At 57.6% G+C, this 18,068-nt stretch carries 20 protein-coding genes; 7 read left to right on the top strand and 13 right to left on the bottom strand.

Features of this window, described 5'->3' with window-relative positions:
- Positions 1 to 40 precede the first annotated feature (40 nt).
- The 3 genes from FA94_RS12130 to FA94_RS12120 all read right to left on the bottom strand — a co-directional run bounded on the left by FA94_RS12130 (position 41) and on the right by FA94_RS12120 (position 1,281).
- Positions 41 to 262, bottom strand: coding sequence for a hypothetical protein (locus FA94_RS12130; RefSeq protein WP_035551291.1), 222 nt, complete (start codon positions 260 to 262; stop codon positions 41 to 43).
- Positions 263 to 374: 112 nt separating this feature from the next.
- Positions 375 to 719, bottom strand: a complete 345-nt coding sequence (locus FA94_RS12125) for an ImmA/IrrE family metallo-endopeptidase (RefSeq protein WP_231585116.1) — start codon at positions 717 to 719, stop codon at positions 375 to 377.
- Positions 720 to 945: 226 nt separating this feature from the next.
- Positions 946 to 1,281, bottom strand: coding sequence for a helix-turn-helix domain-containing protein (locus tag FA94_RS12120; protein WP_035551285.1), 336 nt, complete (start codon positions 1,279 to 1,281; stop codon positions 946 to 948).
- Between the two features lie 156 nt (positions 1,282 to 1,437).
- Between FA94_RS12120 and FA94_RS12115 the strand changes: the two genes are divergently transcribed.
- The 3 genes from FA94_RS12115 to FA94_RS39875 are packed head-to-tail and all read left to right on the top strand — an operon-like array spanning position 1,438 to position 3,941.
- Positions 1,438 to 2,193 (top strand): multiubiquitin domain-containing protein, encoded by a 756-nt coding sequence (locus tag FA94_RS12115; RefSeq protein ID WP_035551282.1) that lies wholly within the window; start codon positions 1,438 to 1,440, stop codon positions 2,191 to 2,193.
- Positions 2,190 to 3,596: a ThiF family adenylyltransferase gene (locus FA94_RS12110; protein WP_051980540.1), complete on the top strand. Its 1,407-nt coding sequence runs from the start codon at positions 2,190 to 2,192 to the stop codon at positions 3,594 to 3,596. Before FA94_RS12115 ends, FA94_RS12110 begins: the two co-directional genes overlap by 4 nt.
- A gap of 3 nt (positions 3,597 to 3,599) precedes the next feature.
- Positions 3,600 to 3,941 (top strand): ubiquitination-like system serine protease family protein, encoded by a 342-nt coding sequence (locus FA94_RS39875; protein ID WP_035551281.1) that lies wholly within the window; start codon positions 3,600 to 3,602, stop codon positions 3,939 to 3,941.
- 437 nt (positions 3,942 to 4,378) lie between these two features.
- Here FA94_RS39875 and istB read toward each other — a convergent pair whose 3' ends face one another.
- Both istB and istA read right to left on the bottom strand, forming a co-directional pair.
- A complete protein-coding gene (gene istB, locus FA94_RS12100) occupies positions 4,379 to 5,155 on the bottom strand; it encodes an IS21-like element helper ATPase IstB (protein ID WP_035546074.1) in 777 nt (258 codons plus the stop codon).
- Positions 5,145 to 6,662, bottom strand: a complete 1,518-nt coding sequence (gene istA, locus FA94_RS12095) for an IS21 family transposase (RefSeq protein ID WP_156126484.1) — start codon at positions 6,660 to 6,662, stop codon at positions 5,145 to 5,147. Before istA ends, istB begins: the two co-directional genes overlap by 11 nt.
- Before the next feature lie 190 nt (positions 6,663 to 6,852).
- On the opposite strand from istA, the gene FA94_RS39125 reads away from it, so the two are divergent.
- The 4 genes from FA94_RS39125 to FA94_RS12075 all read left to right on the top strand — a co-directional run bounded on the left by FA94_RS39125 (position 6,853) and on the right by FA94_RS12075 (position 11,792).
- On the top strand, positions 6,853 to 7,884 hold the full coding sequence (locus FA94_RS39125) for a hypothetical protein (RefSeq protein ID WP_035551279.1): 1,032 nt from the start codon (positions 6,853 to 6,855) through the stop codon (positions 7,882 to 7,884).
- Positions 7,885 to 7,894: 10 nt separating this feature from the next.
- Complete coding sequence (locus FA94_RS12085; protein ID WP_035551276.1) at positions 7,895 to 8,881, top strand: TnsA endonuclease N-terminal domain-containing protein; 987 nt, start codon at positions 7,895 to 7,897, stop codon at positions 8,879 to 8,881.
- Positions 8,878 to 11,250: a TnsB C-terminal domain-containing protein gene (locus FA94_RS12080; protein WP_035551274.1), complete on the top strand. Its 2,373-nt coding sequence runs from the start codon at positions 8,878 to 8,880 to the stop codon at positions 11,248 to 11,250. Before FA94_RS12085 ends, FA94_RS12080 begins: the two co-directional genes overlap by 4 nt.
- 68 nt (positions 11,251 to 11,318) lie before the next feature.
- Positions 11,319 to 11,792, top strand: coding sequence for a hypothetical protein (locus FA94_RS12075; protein ID WP_035551271.1), 474 nt, complete (start codon positions 11,319 to 11,321; stop codon positions 11,790 to 11,792).
- A 400-nt stretch (positions 11,793 to 12,192) separates the two neighbouring features.
- Here the strand turns inward: FA94_RS12075 and FA94_RS12070 are convergent, their stop codons facing one another.
- The 8 genes from FA94_RS12070 to FA94_RS12035 form a co-directional block, all read right to left on the bottom strand.
- Positions 12,193 to 12,546: a hypothetical protein gene (locus tag FA94_RS12070; protein ID WP_035551269.1), complete on the bottom strand. Its 354-nt coding sequence runs from the start codon at positions 12,544 to 12,546 to the stop codon at positions 12,193 to 12,195.
- Positions 12,547 to 12,549: 3 nt separating this feature from the next.
- Complete coding sequence (locus FA94_RS12065; RefSeq protein WP_035551266.1) at positions 12,550 to 12,903, bottom strand: hypothetical protein; 354 nt, start codon at positions 12,901 to 12,903, stop codon at positions 12,550 to 12,552.
- Positions 12,900 to 13,712, bottom strand: coding sequence for a hypothetical protein (locus FA94_RS12060; protein ID WP_035551262.1), 813 nt, complete (start codon positions 13,710 to 13,712; stop codon positions 12,900 to 12,902). The genes FA94_RS12065 and FA94_RS12060 overlap by 4 nt, the downstream gene beginning before the upstream one ends.
- Positions 13,712 to 14,248 (bottom strand): PAAR domain-containing protein, encoded by a 537-nt coding sequence (locus FA94_RS37940; RefSeq protein WP_197070200.1) that lies wholly within the window; start codon positions 14,246 to 14,248, stop codon positions 13,712 to 13,714. The genes FA94_RS12060 and FA94_RS37940 overlap by 1 nt, the downstream gene beginning before the upstream one ends.
- A gap of 466 nt (positions 14,249 to 14,714) precedes the next feature.
- Positions 14,715 to 15,932, bottom strand: coding sequence for a pyridoxal phosphate-dependent aminotransferase (locus tag FA94_RS12050; protein WP_035551259.1), 1,218 nt, complete (start codon positions 15,930 to 15,932; stop codon positions 14,715 to 14,717).
- A complete protein-coding gene (locus tag FA94_RS12045; protein ID WP_231584940.1) occupies positions 15,932 to 16,579 on the bottom strand; it encodes an RraA family protein in 648 nt (215 codons plus the stop codon). Before FA94_RS12045 ends, FA94_RS12050 begins: the two co-directional genes overlap by 1 nt.
- On the bottom strand, positions 16,576 to 17,256 hold the full coding sequence (locus tag FA94_RS12040) for an RraA family protein (protein WP_035561923.1): 681 nt from the start codon (positions 17,254 to 17,256) through the stop codon (positions 16,576 to 16,578). Before FA94_RS12040 ends, FA94_RS12045 begins: the two co-directional genes overlap by 4 nt.
- Positions 17,257 to 17,274: 18 nt before the next feature.
- Complete coding sequence (locus tag FA94_RS12035) at positions 17,275 to 17,934, bottom strand: RraA family protein (protein ID WP_035551256.1); 660 nt, start codon at positions 17,932 to 17,934, stop codon at positions 17,275 to 17,277.
- Positions 17,935 to 18,068: the final 134 nt, after the last annotated feature.

The raw sequence follows: 18,068 nt of genomic DNA, 5'->3' as shown, positions 1-18,068 counted from the left end.
GACCGATACCCGCTGACGGCCAGTCGCCTCGTTCGCTCACTTACCATCCTTTGTGCCCAGCAACGTGCTGGTCGATAAATCGCTTGTAATCAGCGATGCTGGCAAGTTGCTGCTTATAGTTTGCGGCCAGGCCAGCGTGCGACTTGTGAAAAGAATTGCGGCCAAAACCGTCGTATTTAGCCTCACGCTGCGCACCGATTGCGAGCAGTTCGCACCAGCTCTTAATCGTGTTGACCATTGCAACCAGTTCATCGCGCTCCAATGATTGGTTCGTTAGCTTCCCCTTTTCTGCTACTCAAACAGTATTGCCGAAGTCGAGTCAAGACTGACCGCATGGTTCGGCTTCATCAAAACAGTTTGACCGCCGGCCGCTGTCACCTTTGGCGGAACTGGCGGTTGAGCCCCGTCATCGAGACGCGGTATGTGTACATCCTCTTGCTCACACCGTACTCCGCAGTGACCTCGTCGTCCGACATGCCCTGACGGCGGATGTCGACAAGAGCCTCGCGCGGCAGGAGAAGCGTACCGGCCAGCCAATCAGCCTCTTCCTCCTGCTCCTTGTCGTACGCGTTAAGGAGCATGAGCCCTTCCGGCGAGATGCTCATCTCTTCTGGCGCATGGTCCCGAATTCGATGAGCCAACTCATGCATGAGGTCACTCGCCTGTCTCGCTGGAGAATGCGACGAGTTCAGAATAACGAGCGTCTTTTCCCCAACCACAAGCGTCACGGCTGACCAACAGCTTGGCGTCCCGTCGTTGCGCAGCAATGTCTCTCGCACATCGTCTGAAAGACCAGGCACGTCGTGAGGCGTCCACACGCGGATTCCCAAGTGTTGCGCCAGCAATCGGCCGTTCAGAGGAGCTGTTGCTGGTAAATCCAGTTGCCGGCGAGTTTCGGCTGAGTACCGCTCGCACCAAGCTTTATATCCGCGCTGCACAGTCTGTTCAGACCTCTTCTTTTAGGAGCGCCGCCTGAGCCAGAACAATCATCTCGCTCAGAGCCATTGCGCTCTCGGGTTTTATCGCGACTTCCTTCTTGAAATGAACTAAGGCGCGCGTCGCTGACGAGGTTGCAGGCACCAAGCCGAGAAAGGCTGCGGGGTCTTCTCCTAACCACGCGCATATTTTCCCAAACGTTTCGAGGTCCGGAATCTTCCTGTTTTCAACTCGGGAGAGTGTGGCCGGGCTAATGCCGACCTCCTTGGCTGCCTCGCGGATGCCCCGACCATCTCGGCGCTGAAGTATGTGCTGGGCCAGAAGTTCCATCTTCACGTGTTCCATTTTTCTCCTGTCTTATGTGTGAGACAAAAACTGTTTGACCGAAGAAACGAGTCGTGCCAAACTGTTTCACATGTAAGACGGAGTCTGGCACTTGACTAGCCTCCAGTCAACATCGCCGAGCCGGCGTCCGTCCTTTCGACACAACGGGGTTCCAAAATGTCTGCAACTGAGCAACGTATTGAAGAAGTCGTAATCGTCGAGGCGGTCGGCCGCAGCGGCGAGGTAATCCTCGAAATCATTGATATTGAGATGTTTGTGCGCGAAAAGAAGCCGGTGCCGCACGCTCACAAGTACCGGATTCGCATCGACAAAGCGCACTACGTGGTCGATGTGCAGCATATGACCGGGGAGCAGATTCTCGGCTTGGCCGGCAAATCCAGCACCGGCTGGTTGCTGTCGGAAAAGGTCCACGGGCAGATGCGGCCCGTTGCTCCTAATCAGACTGTGGACTTCGCCGCGCATGGCGTCGAGCGCTTTGCGACGATTCCAAAAGAGGTTCAGGAAGGCGAAGGTCCCGTGCGCGCCGACTTCACGGTGCTGGATGAAGACCGGGAGTACCTCGACAGCCGGGGATACGTTTGGGAAGCCATCGTCCAGCCCGACGCGAAGCGCATCGTAGTGCGTGGTTTTCAGCCCCCGGCCGGATTCACGCCAGCGGTGGTCGACATGTTCGTGATTCTGCCGGCCGGCTATCCCGACACTCAGATTGATATGGTGTATTTCCACCCGCTGCTTTCGCGCGCGGACGGCAAGCAAATCCGAGCGTTGATTACCAATACGTTCGAAGGAAAGGTCTGGCAGGGGTGGTCCCGGCATCGCACTGCAAATAGCCCGTGGCGCCAAGGAATCGACAACGTCGGCACCCATCTGATGTTGGTGGACGATTTTCTTCGCGCGGAGATTCTGAAATGAATACCAGCGACTTGCTCTCGGTACTGGCCTTGTCCGGGAAGCACCGCGACCAGTTGCGCCGTCACCTCTTTCCCGGTGACGGTAAGGAGGCGGTTGCAATCGCATTGTGCGGGCAGGCAGTTGGTACGAGCAGAAGTCAGCTGCTCGTGCATGAAATCATTGAAGTCCCGTACGATGCGTGCCGCGTTCGCGAGCCTGACGCAGTGGTGTGGTCCGTCGAATCGGTGCTCCCGGCTCTCAATCGAGCCATGCAGCGGAAGCTCACCGTCGTCAAGTTTCATAGCCATCCCGGCGGCCACCCGGAGTTTTCGAAATACGACGATGCTTCCGACCGAGCTTTCTTCAAAGCTGTGGACGATGTGCTCGACAATAGCGACATGCGCGCCAGCGTCGTTATGTTGCCGGACAGTCAATTCTTCGGGCGAAACGTCCAAGACGGCATTCTGGGAAATCCAATCGACATGTTCCGCATCGCCGGCGATGATTTTGAATTCATACGCCCCTGCGACGTGCCTCGCGACGGGGAGCAGGTGCCGGAGCACGCTGTGCGACTCATCCAGACATTCGGCGAAGGCACGTATCGGACGCTGCGTCAGTTGCGTATCGGCGTGGTCGGCGCATCTGGCACCGGCAGCATCGTTCTTGAACAACTTGCACGAAACTGCGTGGGTGAAGTCGTACCTGTCGACCCCGACCATCTTGAGCGGAAAAACCTTAATCGCATTCTGAACTCACGCGGTTGTGATGCTGCGGCAGGTCGCAGCAAAGTCGACCGCGCGCGCGAAGCCATTCTTGCGATGGAGCTGGGCACGACGGTCTCCCCGTTGGAAAAAGACATTGGCGAACGCGAAGCAATCCTCGCCTTGTCCGAATGCGACATCCTCTTCGGATGCGTAGATTCAGTTGACGGTCGCCATATCGTTAACAAGATTGCTACGCACTTCCTGATTCCGCTCATCGACCTTGGTGTTCGAATCGATGCGGACGGGAAGGGCGGCGTCGACCAGGTCTGCGGGGCGGTTCACACCGTGCTCCCCGGCGGCTCAAGTCTCATCAGTCGTGGCGTGTACTCGCAAGCCGACCTTGATGCTGCGTTCATGAAAAAGCAGGAACCAGAGCGGTATAAGGAAATGGCAAAGGCTGGATACGTTCGTGGCGTGAACGTGGACCGCCCGGCGGTAATTTCTTTGAACATGCTGGTGGCTGCATACGCGGTCAATGAGATGCTTGCGCGTCTGACGCTGTATCGTGCCGACCCGAACTCAACGTTTGCCCAGCGTCGCATCAGCCTTTCCGACCCACTGGCTAGTAGCAATGAAGGGGACGGCGAAGCCTGCCCAGCTTTTGCGAAACGCGTCGGGTATGGCACAGCGGAACCACTTCTCGGAATCATGGGACTTTAAACGATGGCGAATCTTTTCGAGGGCCTGTGGAAGAAGGCGGTCGCATATTACGATTCGATGCGCGGCCGTTACCGCGTAGTTGCTGTCGAAGAACTGCCGGACCTGCTTGTATCAAAGACAGTGTATGCAGTCGGTGAGGGCGGCCATTACTGGCTTGCAGCGCTGAAGTGCCCGTGCGGGTGTGGTGACACCATCCAGTTGTCGATGATGCAGGAGCAGCGTCCGCGGTGGACCTTGGTCGAGAAGGATATGCGTTTTCCTACCTTAGCCCCATCGGTCGACCGCACGGTTGGATGCAAGAGCCACTTCTTTGTCAGAGGCGGGAGGATTCAGTGGTGTCAATAATGTTTGATTGCCAGCAAGCGAGCCGAGTACCGCTCCGATACTCCTCAGGGCCGCCGATTCCTCGTCGTTGTCAACGGAAGGGGCATTCACAGGGTTGTGCAAGCAACGTTGAACCTGCTCCGGCCCAGTCCGGTTGTCGCTCTATCGCGCACGCTCCTTTTTAAAAGGATAGATGCTGGCGGAAATCAGCGCGTGGCGCTCTCTGATGTATTTTGCACCTGTGCCGTTGGCGTAGACAGCGCCTGGAGACCGCCAGCGAAGTAAGCTAGGCCAGCGCGTCGGCTGAGGATGTAATGTTTGAGTGTGCAAGAGCGCTTCGCCTTCGCGATTAAAGTCGCTTACGTCAACCACCTTGAAGCGAGCATGTCGATTTGCACTGAATCCGGACCCAGGATTTGCATCGAATACTGACCCACCCTTTGATCCAGTTTTGGGGTTCAGGTTGGGTGTTTCGGGGTTCGTTTTCTCTCCTTTTCAGGCTGTGTCGTGCTGTTCCTGAAACGATAGCTATCGTTGCCGGTTTCTACAATGTGGCAGTGGTGTGTGAGCCGGTCGAGCAGCGCCGTGGTCATCTTCGCGTCGCCGAAGACGTTGGCCCACTCAGAGAAGCTCAGATTGGTTGTGATGACGACGCTCGTGCGCTCGTAGAGTTTGCTCAGTAGATGGAAGAGCAAGGCGCCCCCGGTCTGGCTGAACGGCAGATAACCCAGTTCGTCGAGGATGACGAGGTCGGCGTACATTAGACGCACAGCCAGTTGCCCAGGCTTTCCAGTCAGCTTCTCCTGCTCAAGCGCATTGACGAGTTCAATGGTGGAGAAGAAACGCACGCGGCTTCGATCATGTTCGATCGCCTGCACGCCAATCGCCGTCGCCAGATGCGTTTTGCCCGTGCCCGGTCCGCCGACCAGCACGACGTTGTGTGCCGATGTCATGAACTCACACCGATGCAACTGACGCACGGTTGCTTCGTTGACATCGCTGCAACCGAAGTCAAAGCCGTTGAGATCCCGATACGCCGGGAAGCGGGCGACCTTCATCTGATAGGCCAGTGAACGTACCTCACGGGCCGCCATCTCCGCCTTGAGCAGACCTGCCAGAACTAGCGATGCCGACTTGTACGCGGGGGAATCCTGCGCGGCCAGCTCGCCAAGCGCCTGGGCCATGCCGTGCAGCTTCAGTGACTTGAGCATTTCCATCATGGCGTCAGGCTGCATGATGATCCTCCCGGCCTCTCAGGTCGTCATAACGGCCGACGTTGGCTTGCGGCTCGACGCGCAGGGCGAAGGCCTGGGGCGTCTGCAGCGGAGGCACGGGAGCCCCGTCAAGCAGCCGGCTCAGGACGTTCATCACCGTTTGCTTTGAGGGCGCACCGGCCTCAAGTGCCAGCTCGACGGCGGTGAGTACGGCCTGTTCGTCGTGCAGCAGCACCAGCGCCAGTATCTCGACCATCTCCCGGTCGCCACCGGCGTGCTTCAGCAGGATTGTCTGCAGCCGCTTGAAGGCGGCAGGAAACTCTGCGAACGGCGCGCCGTTGCGCAATGCTCCAGGCTTGCGCTGCAGGACTGCGAGGTAATGACGCCAGTCGTAGATGGTTTCTCCGCGATCATGGCTGCGGTTGATACGCCGGACGTGCTCCGCGATGACCTGCCCTTCGGCGACGAAGACGAGCTGGGCCGCGTAGACGTGCAGGCTGATGGGCCGGTTCGCAAATGCCGCCGGCACGCTATACCGGTTGCGGTCGAAACTCACCAGACACGTGGGCGAGACGAGTTTGGTGTGCTCGACAAAGCCGTCGAATGCCTGGCCGACCGGCATCAGATGGGGTCGCTCGACCGACCACGCGTCCCAGATCGTTGTGTCCTGCTCAGGGTGCTGCGTCTGCTGCCAGAGCAGGACACACTGGTCGGCCAGCCAGTCGTTTAATGCAGAGAGCGAACCGAACGCCGGCACGCGTTGCCACAGCCGGTGACGGCTGTCCTGAACGTTCTTCTCGATCTGCCCCTTCTCCCAGCCTGAGGCCGGATTGCAGAATTCGGCGTCAAACAGATAGTGACTGACCATGGCGCTGAAGCGCGCGTTGACGTCCCGCAGCTTGCCACGACGAACCTTGTCGACAGCGGTCTTCATGTTGTCATATATGCCACGGCGCGGAATGCCGCCCCACGCCACGAACGCGTGGTAGTGAGCGTCGAACAGCATCTCGTGGGTTTGCAGCAGATAGGCCCTCAGGAAGAACGCCCGGCTGTGACTGAGCTTGAACTGCGCAACCTGCAACTTGGTGCGCTCGCCGTTGATCACGGCCCAGTCCTCGCTCCAGTCGAACTGGAATGCTTCTCCGGGTGCAAAGGTCAGCGGCACAAAGGTGCCACGTGCTGCGCTCCTTGCCTGCTCCTGCTGCTCCTGTCGCCAGCGGCGCGCAAAGGCGGCGACCCGGTCGTAGGACCCTGTGAATCCCAACACGGTGAGGTCAGCGTAAATCTGCTTGAGGGTTCTGCGCTGTTTGCGCGGCCGGTTTGCTTCCGTCTTTAACCAGCCGGCGAGCTTGGCCGCAAATCCGTCGAGCTTGCTCGGGCTCTGCCGTTCCGGATAGGTGGGCACTACGGTGCCGGCACGTATATAGCGCCTGACGGTGTTTCTTGAAACGCCAAGCCGTTTGGCGATCTCGCGTAGCGAGACATGATCGCGATAATGCCAGCGTCGGATGATGCTCAATATTGCCATGTCGATCACTCCGTTCTCCCGCTAGCTGCACAGCGGGCCAGTGTGTTCCACGTGGGTCAATATTCGATGCAAATCACCGTGTCAGGTGGGTCAGAATTCAGTGCAAATCAACAGTCGAGACCATCTGCTGCCCGGAAGCATGTTTTGCGGACTTCACGGTCTGCCGCTGTATGAAGCTTGCGAACTATGCATGGACTACGAGAAGCATCCCGAGCGGGTCCTGCACGCCGGATATCACTGTGGTTGCGGTCTCAAACCCATTGCTGAGGTCACATCACTCTCAGACAAACATGCCGAAACAGAAGTCGAGGTCGCTCGAATTGCATCTAGGCTCTTGGACCCGGGCTACCTCCCTCATCTCAACCATGCCAGCGTTGCCAAGGCAATCGCGGAGGCGGCAATGAAGCATCGACTCATACGCGACGGCAGGTTCTTCTGGGATACGACCAAAGAATATTTCGCGCAGCATGCGCTCCGACCGCTTGTCGAGCGAACGGGAATCTCAATTGAACGTAGCCAGACGCTTGGAGACATCCTGAAGGGGCGGCAGTTTCTTCGTCACCCAATCCAGGCAATCGGCATGCTCAGGGCACTCAACGACAGCTGGGACCACGTGGAGGAAATTTTTATGAACGGACCTAATCTGGCAACCATAGCAACGCAATCTAGTCCTGACAGAAGGATGCCGCGCAAGGACTGGACGAAGTATCACCAGAGCTACATCAGCCGGAACTACAAGAGCTTGTTCAGTCGCTACGCCTCCCAGTACGACGAACTGCGCCGCGCGCGTCTCGAGCTGAGTCACGTCCAACTGATGCGGCTTTTGCCGACCACGGCTAACGATGTCCTGACAGAGAACTCGCTTGCGGAAGCCGGCTACGACGTGCCAATGGTTCTGAAGAATGGCGTTCGAAATCAGGCACTCGCCGAGATGCTTGTCGAGTACATCGATACGCGTGGGGAATCTTTGCGTGCTTCTCGGTATCCCCATCGCATCGACCACGGCGCGCTACAGCGTGGATTCGTCCGCCCCAAGGCGCTCCATGGCAAGGGAATGGCTGAGAAGCTGGTAGGTGTGCCCGAAGCGCTGAAGCGAAATGCGGAAACTCCTGCCGAGTGGAGAGCACGAATTGCGTCGTATGAGAGGCCAGCAAAGGGCAGTTCCATACCCCACTTTCGTCGGTCGCCATCACAGTCCGCTTCCATCGTCGCGAACAGCTAGGGAGGTTCCAATGGTCTTGCGTCAAACTGGCTGCGCAGGTGAGCGCGGCCGCCAGTCACATGCGTACACCTCGCCTTTCGACATCGCGGCCAAACGTTGGCGACAGCCTGACTTCGAGTACGACGATGGCATCGTTCCTGAGGTCCCGGTCACAGCGAAGGAAGGATTTCATATCTTCGATTTGGCGCCGCCTTTCGTGCCTCCGTCCCAAATCGCTCTGCCGGCCCACGACCCGTTTGGATGGCCGCACGGGGACAGATACACACCGCTGCTCAAGGCGCGTACACCATTGACAAGCACGCGCGCCATTATTCCTGGTTTCAAGCTGGACCGACTGCACCAGGCGCTGTCGATGTCCGAGTTCCGTGTGATGGTGAAGCTCGCACTTCATCCGGCAGTGTGGGACTTTCGCGAGCAGTACGGCATCTACAACCGGCAGGCGTACTGGCGAGCTGACGCAAAGGGTGAGCGCATGCGCCGTTCGGACCTGATGACAATCGATGTCATCGTCACGTATGTCCAGCCGCCAGACTATAAGCTGAAATATCACGCTATTTCCGTGAAGCATGGCAGCTACCTGCCGACGGACGAGCAACTCCGGCGCGAGGAGCGTGAACGTGCTGCGATGGCAGAGAGGGGATGGACATGGGAGCTCATTCGAGGCGACGCAATATCGATGACGGAATTTGGAAACTTGAGACTCATCCTGAATTTCGCGCGCGAGCAAAACCTTCCGTCCCTCTACTTTGCTGCGCAAGAGTTTGCGCCGGTTGTCATTCGTAGCAGCAACCGAGGTAGCCTGGACGCGGTCATGCAACGCGTATCGCGCACGATGTGCATTGGTCTCGACGAGGCGTATCACAGGTTCGCGGCCTCGGTTGCATACGGCTTCCTCCAGCTTGACCACAACTACGAGCTGGATACAGACTTGAGGCTGCACCTCGTTCGCAGCGGCCGGCATACGCGGGCCGCCGTTAAAGGGGGGGTAGCAACATGAGCCTTTCCAAAACTGAGAAGCTCACACCGGTTTCCGGGTTGAAGCCGCGCGCGGCGGACGCTGCGACGATAATGCGTGTTCAGCAACCGCAGGAAGGATGGCCCAAAGGTCTGTTTCGCTTTGCGATGCTGAAGCGGTTTCGCGATGGCGAAAACGTCCGTTATCGGGCAATTTGCTGGAATGCAGTCGACAGACAGCTTCATGTGTTGAAGCTCGTCTCCAATGGCGCACCAATGGGACCGGGCGAGTGGTTTGTGTGGTCCGCCGACGCGCCAGACCTGCCTCTGAAAGACATCAGACGCGCGGACGAATCTGTAGTGCCCGAGTACATGATAAAGCCGCTCACCGAGCTCCCGAAAGAACTCAAGAAAGGGCTTGACGGCCTCGCATGGCGCCAGCGAATCATGCAAGCATTTTGCTTTCTGGACGTCGGCGGAGAGGGTCGGGCAGAGGACATGGTGTTCAATGATGATGTGGTCATGAACACCGACGCGCGACTGCACGCGCAGCGCTTTGTGCGAGACACGCTCGGCAAACCGCGCGGCTGGGAGTCGCACGTCAGAAAGCTCTTCCATCAATTTTGCCACTTCGGGGGCGCGCCCGGGGCCATGCTGGCGCAACACAACGAGAAAGGCGGGCGCATCAGGACGCGTGTGGGGACGTTGCGAATCAAACCGGGGCGATTGTCCGATGAGGAGGCACGAGCCAAGGGACGAAGCGAAGTAACCGGGAAGCCAGTCAAGTACCGGCGTCGACCTACGAATCTCGATGATGAGCGGAAGTTCGTCGATGTACTGACGCGCTATTGGGCCAAGCAGCGCTTAAGCTTGGCAAGGGCCTACGCCAAGCTTGTTCTTGAGCATTACGTGGACATGGACGAGCGCGAGATTCCGACGGTCGACACGTTCCGTTACCACTCGAGGCGCTTGAGTGTAGAGCACAACCTGGTGGCCGTTCGAAATCGAACCGTGATTCACGAACAGTATTTCGCTGCTCGGGTCGGTACGGCCACTGACTACACTCAAGGAAAAATCGAGATTGTCGACGTGGACGGTTTCACTCCAAAGATTTTTGTCAGGGTGAAGGTCAGGAACAGGTGGAAGACCACGCAAGTTAAGGTGGTGTTTGCGGTCTCCAGAAACAGTCACGCAGTGCTTGGTGCAGAAATTGTGTTGAGAGGTGAGAACGCGGTTGCATACCGCAGATGCATCGCCTCATGTTTCTTAAGCAAGGCCGAGCGGGCAAAAGAGTTGGGGCTTGAGTCGAGCGATGGGCTCGTACATGGAAACATCGATGGAGTGTTTGTCGACAACGGTGCGGGACCAGCGAAGGAGAACGTTCAGGTTGCCTGCGGGGAGATGAGGCTCTCGTTCGAACTGGCACCGCCCGGACGTGGAGACTACAAACCGGTAGGAGAGAACTTCAACTCGTTGATGGTGCAGTTCTGTGAGGAGGAAGCCAGCGGCCATAACCGGAAGCATGACAAGATTCAACAGGAAGAGCGCAGACGTGCCAGAAGAGCGCGTGGTATATCGATACGGCAGCTCGACAAGCTTATATATAGGGCGATGCAGCATCACAACCTTACGGCAGACAGGTCGTATCTGCGTGGCTACGCCGCGATGAAAGAAGGTTGGGAAGGCACACCAGCCCAAAACTTTGAGGCTTCGCAGCTGAAGCGGCGAGGTGACGCACGGAGGGAATGGTCGGAAAGGGACGTGCTTGCCAGGTTCGTGCCTTGGAAGAGATACAAGGTCCGCCGTGGATTGGTCCATTTCAAGCGCAAGGTTCGATATGAGTCAGCGGACCTGACGGCGCTCTGGAACAACCACGCAAAGATTCCCAAAGAACAGCGCGGTCCACTTTTCGTTTCCGTCAAACGTTTGGAAGGAAGTCCTCACTGCCTCATCTGGAAAATGCCTAACGGGGAGGAAGGCCTTCTAAAGTTAATTGAGGCTGATGCCACGCGTATCCGCCAGATGTCCTGGGTGGAGCTCGACATGACGCTAGAAGTTGCCTCCATGCTGAAGCCTGCAGCCGACACTAAAAGGCGGGCGAGCCGTGACCGCGTGACGGTTGAACAAGATGAACAGATTACTGCACGCGAGCAGGTCTTACAGGCAAATGGCGACGTTATCGAGCTCGAGGGGACCTCTATAACTGACGCCAAGGCAAAGGCTACGGCACAGTTTGACCGCAAATGGGGTGAGAAGCAGGCCGCTGCAGCCGGGATTGACAGCAAGCAGCTTGTTGCGCCCTCGCCGACGGAGCCGTCAAAGTCAACTGCGGCTGACCAAGCATACGCGGCAAGAGTCCGGGAGAAAAAGCTGGCGCGTAGCCGTGGCGATGCAGGGACGCATCTTCATTAACGCCCGTGAAGGAAGGTCATGGGCTGGCTTCCCCGCACAGGGTTGCCGGCTCTTTCTAGGAGCCTATTATGAACGGTTGGGATGCTGTCTTCTTTCCCCCATCCAAGCGCTACGCCGAAGAGATAGCACAGCGGCTCAGCCTTGTGGCGGGCGTGCGACGACTGTCAACGATTCGCGCCAGAAACATATTCGCTCGGATGTGCGGCTACGGAGACTGGGACGACCTCGACGATAACTTGATGAATGACCGGATTACCGTTACGGTTTGGGACGATGAGCTTGACCCTGATACGTTCGGCGAGCGAATGGACATGCAGCTTGGTCCACTGGTTGCCGCTCTGCACGTATCGGTAAATCGCGCGATGGCCATTCTTGATGCCTTGCAGCCGTCGCGGCGTCAGCACGCACCGACGGACGATGGTCTGGACGATTTCTGTGCGAAATTCGACGAGTGGCGCGCCCACATGCGCACGCTCCCGGTCCCCCCGACATCGAAGAAGATTGCCAAGTGCCGTAGGGCATTTGGGAAAGATGGTCCGTGACGGCTCGACTCTCTACGGAAAACCGCGGAAGCTAAGGGGGACGGCGCGTAAACGCTTTGACTACGGTTCTGGGCAAATTCAGTTTGGCGTCATTCTCGTGAGAATTCGGGGCGACTTGCATGTGTCCAGAAACGTTTACGCTTTCCGTAAGGTGTTGATTGCACATCTTGTTTGGTCGATGTGGTAAAAAACCCGGACTCTGTAAACGCATCTATTTCTGCCGCGCAAGGACCTATCCGTGATTTTGTGGGCGAGGCATATCATGAAGGATGAAAATCATTGATATGTCCTCGAAGGACCTTGGGGGACGAAGTATCCGGCCAACGTGCAATCCTGGCAGCGCGCCTGGGAACACGTGACCAGCGAGGCCGAGCCAATCACCGTCCCGCTCAGGCGTGAATCAGAAGGGCCTCGCTCCAGTGTTAGCAGTAAGACATGCGTAGACCAGACAAGCCGCAAAAAAAATGAACACTACGCCTGCAATAGCATGTGCTGCACGGCTCACCTTATCAACCCGGGTGAATAGCGTGCTCCCCAAAAGCAGAAGTCCTACCCCTGTGAAGAAATCGCTCGTCATTCCGCTGATGCCTCCGGCTTCAAGGCTATCTACGAAGCTCAGATATTTAAAACTCAGGAGACGCCGAACCTGGTCAATCGATTTGATGTCGACAATCGTTCCAATGACGAATAGCAGCCCGATCAACGACACAACGCTGGCCAAGAAAATCAAAAGTATCTTTGCTCGATTTTTCATTGGTCAGGCTACGGTGTAATAAGCTTCGCATTGGGCGTACACGACGATAGCGATGATGGCCAGAGACATCGTGAGCATGTAGGCAAAGCGCCTTTTCGTTGCGAAAGCTCCGAACGAAACCATGCCTACTACCGCACAGACAATTGCAATAAGGAACACGTAGAAGCGGCTTGCCAGCAATTCGGTCTGTGGTGTTCCGCGGTCGACATGATTGAGCCAATGCCACGTGATGGGTTTCAAGGCGATTGCCTCGCTCATGACGGATGGTTTGAACAGAAGCCATAAGGGTGGGGCGCCTGCGCCGATATAGCACAGTACCAGCGCCACGATGACGGCAATTGCAGTCTTAAGTCTCATATGTTGTTGAATTCAAGGAATTTCCAGCGAAGATGCAGGCTCATTGTGCCCCAAACGTCTGAGTCCCAGCCGTGATAGGTTCCATAGAGCCGTTGGTAAAGCCATTGCCCGTTTCTCCGCTCGTAGGTAGCTGCACCGACGGGCACGCCTAGATAAAGCGAACTCTCGCGATTGCCGGCATTCGTTGCGCGAAGCCACTTGCCCAACAGGAGTTTGGACATGATCTTGCGAGGGTTGGATTCGAGACCAGGAAAGTTGCCTTGCATGATTTCGACCCGGCTCACGCTAGCAGAGGTGACGACCTGTACATGCCCCTTGTTAAATTCGAGAAACAGGTCGCCGGGGAGCAGGTCTTTGTCGGCAACCGCTACGCAGTTTCTCGCAATGTCACTTGCCCCAGATGCTATCGCCACGTCGATTGCGAAACCTGAGGGCGTAGGCGGGCCGGATTTGTCTCCGGACTGATAGTCCTTATCGATATTCTTGAAGACGACAGATTGAGTCTGAATTTTTAGAGGTAATTTGTTGCGCGATGCAAATTCAATCAATACTTCGAATGCAAAGTCTTCGCAGGTAAACCGATTTGCGTCCTTGCCACCTGTCGGCGAACCATCAATGGGTTCCGTCGAGAGGTTGGCCATATCCACCTTGCGAGCAGCAATCTCCTTTGCTAACGCCGGGACCGCCGCATGGTATTGCGTAATCCAGCTAGCATTCCAAAGTTGTTTATGAACCCAGTACACCTTGCACTGAACAGTGACCGGGCTCTTGTCAGCTTGAGGCGTCAGCGTTCCGCTTCCTAACTGCATTATTCGGCCCCCGCGGCGTGCAACAGGAATTGCACTTCATGTGCGCTGTCTGCGGACACTAACTGGGTGATGCCGGCGCTGGATGTGACGCCCTGAACGGTTTGACCGTCCGAAGACTTGAGCATATAAGGCAGGCCTTCCACCGGTTCGCCATCGCTATTGATAATGCGAAAATGCTGGTCGTGAGCATTTGCCTCTTGTTCGAACGTCTTTCCATTTGGCGCGTAGCCCATCGCACCGAGCTCTTGAGTTTCGAAGCTCTGGTACATGTCCGACTGCGATGCAATCATAACTGGGTGTGGCTCGCACTTGCACAAGCAAATATCGCCGTCGAATGCTGCCTGCTTGCCCATCAAATCGCCTGGCCATCGTGGACCCTTCGCGACAATTTTTCCGACCGAGTTGCAAGCCGGACAAGACACTGAGCTACCCAGAAAAGCCAACTGAACGCCTTGATGGGTCATGCCCGGATTGCCATCCGTAATTGTCCCGGTTTGTGACGATTGATCCCCGACCTTGAGATAGTGCCGTTTCATTTCCTGAACCCGATATCTTATCGTCAGAACAATACCGACTGACGTCATCAGATGGCAAGAAAATCATCGGCTAGCAATCGAATTCATGCGTTTCGCATGTGGTTATGAACCGGGCGGTGCGGCAGACAGATGGCGTGCTTGAGAAAATGACGCCGTATATGCCGGCAGAAATTTCGGCTCACGGTTCGTCAAGTCGTCGAGCAAGTGCGACATATCGACAAGCCGCTACGCGATTCAATGTCGAACTTTTCCCCGAGGATTGCCATGTGCCATATACCGCGAGCAACGCTGCACTCAAGGCCTCGTGCCTCTGCCTTTCCAGCAAACTTTGTCACGCGATTTCGTTCAGGTCGCCCGTCTCATCGTCGAGCGCTACAAGCAGCACACCCTTTGCTGTGCCCGGGCGTTGCAGCACCGTCGCAGTCCGCAACTACGCGCACGCCGGGCACTTCCCATCAAGCGTCCCCTACCCAGAAACCCTCTCACAAAACCGCCCAATCGCCTCACACGCCCGCTGCAACGTCGCACTATCCAGCGCATAAGCAATCCGCACATATGGCCCAAGCCCAAAAGCACTGCCGTGCACCGTCGCCACGCCTGCCTCGTCCAGCAGTGCATTCACCACATCCTCATCCGACAGGAGCCGTCTCCCCCCAGCCGTAACCTTCCCAATCAACCCCTCACAAGAAGCAAACGCATAGAACGCACCCTGCGGAACCTCACAACGCAACCCCTCAGTAGCATTAATCTCCCGCACCAAATGATCGCGCCGATGCTGAAAAACCGACCGCGACTCCCACACAAACTGTCGCGAACCATTCAGCGCAGCCAACGCAGCATGCTGCGAAATAGTCGACGCCCCCGAAGTCTGTTGCCCCTGCAACTTCTCCATCGCATCAATAAGCCACTTGGGCCCAGTTCCAAAACCAATCCGCCAACCCGTCATCGCATACGCTTTCGATACGCCATTCATCGTCAGCACACGCTCACGCAACCTTGGCTCGACCTGAGCCAACGTAAAAAACGTCAGCCCATCGAAAATAAGGTGCTCGTAAATATCATCCGACAGCACCATGACGTGTGGATGCGAAAGCAGTACCTCAGCCAAAGCCTCCAGCTCGCCACGACTGTAAACAGCCCCCGTAGGATTGGACGGCGAGTTGAGAATCAACCACCGCGTGCGCGTCGTAATCGCGCCTTCCAGCAAAGCGGGCGTAATCTTGAACCCACTCTTCACCCCACATTCGACAACGACCGATTTCCCGCCGCACAGTTGCACGATCTCCGGATAGCTCACCCAATACGGTGCCGGAATAACGACCTCATCGCCTTCATTGAGCGTCGCGGCAATAGCATTAAAAATCACCTGCTTTCCGCCATTGCAAACAATGGTCTGACGCCAGTCGGTATCGAGTCCATTCTCGCGCCGGAATTTATCCGCGACCGCTTCGCGCAAGGCCCGCATTCCAGCGACCTGCGTATAGCGAGTATGCCCATGCCGAATGGCGGCAATACCTGCCTCTCTCACATGCGCCGGGGTATCGAAGTCCGGTTCGCCCGCGCTGAGCGATATCACGTCGGCACCTTGCGCGCGCCGGGCGGCAACCCGGTCCATCACACCGTAGGTGGCCGAAGGCCTCGCCGATGCCAGAAAGCGATTGAGTTCGTTCAAGCTGGTTGCCATCAGACTTGTCTCCACTTCAACAAACCGAGAAGATCGAGCGTGGTGCGACCGTTGCCGAGCGCGTCCATCATCTTCGCTTCCTTGTCGGCGCGAGCCTTACCGTCATTCAGCGTTGCTTCGACACTCGCGGCGGGAATGACAACGACACCGTCATCGTCAGCAACGACAAGGTCGCCTGCAGTGACCGGCGTACCGGCCAAACTGAACGGCAAACCAACAGACGGCGCGCTGTCCTTCAACGTGCCACGAACCGAGACGCCCCGAGCAAACACGGGAAAACGCCGCGCGGTCATGGCCGCGATATCTCGCACACCACCGTCGATCACCAACCCCACCACGCCCGCCGCCTCTGCCGCAACGGTGAGTACCTCGCCCCAATACCCCGCGACAAAGCCGGATGCCGACACGACAAGAACACTGCCTCGCGGCACGCATTCCATGGCGATGTGAATCGCCAGATTGTCGCCCGGCGCGCATTCGACCGGATAGGCCGCGCCCGCGGCACACGCTCCTGCCCAGACTGTCCGGATAGCGGGATCGACAGAAGTGGTCGACTGGCCGGATGCTTCATACAACGTCGACGTGCCGAGTCGGCGAGCCAGTTCGAGCGCGGCGTCGTCGTAGTTCATCACGGTGTTCGTCATCATGCTTTCCGTTGGAGTGTGTGATAGCCAAGCTCGGCGCGCGCCTCGCGAATCGTCGCGCCCGTTGCAATGCGCTCGCGGATAGCGCACTCGACGGCTTCGATCTGCCGCGCGGTCTTGGCGACTTCGTACGCCCGTGCACGCGGCACGATCACCACGCCGTTTGCGTCCGCAATCACAATGTCGCGCGAGGCGACCCGCACCGTTCCTATCGCGATGGTGGTGTTCACCGACTCGACCTGCACACGGTCCTTGCCTGTGCGCATGAAACGACCGGCCGTGAAGAGGGGATAGCCATCGTCGAGCGCCTGGCTGACGTCACGACAAACGCCGTCGATGACCGTGGCGGCGATGCCGCGCAGACCCGCATACCGGGTCATGATGTCGCCCCACACAGTACAGTCGGTTCGACCGTCGTTATCGATCACGACGACGTCACCCTCGGCGACGTCGTCGATAAAATCGCCGACGGTGCCCGGCGGCACAGCCGCAGGAACGTATTTCACGGTGAAGGCCGGTCCCACGACGGGACGTGCATAGTCGGCGAGCGGCGCGATGCCGAGTGCCTGGCCATGCAGACCGAGCTTGTCCATCGCGTCGGAGACGCTGGGCGTATCGAGGCCGGCGAAGAGCGCCACCAGTGCCTGATCTTCCGCGTGCGCTTTCCTGGGATTCGTCATGTGCATTACTCGCGAAAGTTATTGAGCGCGGATTGCTTCGAACTCTTTGTCGTGCATGACCTCGGCGACCGAGCGCCCCGCACGAACGGCGGTGACCATACCGTCCTGGCGGCGCGTAATTCTTTCGCCGAGCTCCAGCACTTCTTCGATTAGCGACGCGGGCACGAACACCGTGCCGCAGCGGTCGGCTATCACGTAGTCATCCTCGTGCACGGTGACGCCGGCAATCTGCACCGGCTGTCCCGAGTCGATCTGAACGACCCGGTTTCTCGCGCTAATCATCGTGATGCCGCGGCCATAAACCGGGTAGGCGATGGACTCGCTTCCTTCAATATCGCGGCTCACGCCATCGATAATCGAACCGCGAATCTTTTTCGCCATTGCGGCGTTCGCGAGAATGTCGCCCCAGCAGGAGATACCTTCAAGGCCGCCCGCGATGACGAGAACGCGATCGTCGGTGGTGACCGCATCGACGACCGGCGTAATCAGATGAGCGGTCGGCGCCGAATCGGTTTTGGGGCCAAGCTGAATGGTGCTGGCCCGGCCGACGATCTTCGGACAGTCCCACAGCGGGCGAAGGCCATACGTCGCGCCTTGAATGCCGAGAAAATCGAGCGCATCGGAGATCGTGTTGGTATCGAGCGAAGCAAGCCGGTCGAGCGTGGAAGTGGGGTTCATGACGAGGATCCGGTTGGGCAGTGACGCAATCGTCGACTTCCTCGGCTGATATGTAAATTCGCCGTTGAATATCTCTCTGATACGATTTTCGGATGAAGCGGTGCGACCGTTTGCTGGCATAAAGACCGACCGAT

The organism is Burkholderia sp. 9120 (genome assembly GCF_000745015.1).
In the GTDB taxonomy this organism is placed as follows: domain Bacteria; phylum Pseudomonadota; class Gammaproteobacteria; order Burkholderiales; family Burkholderiaceae; genus Paraburkholderia.
Note: the sequence above shows the minus strand (reverse complement) of the source record. Positions and strands in the feature narration are given on the sequence as shown.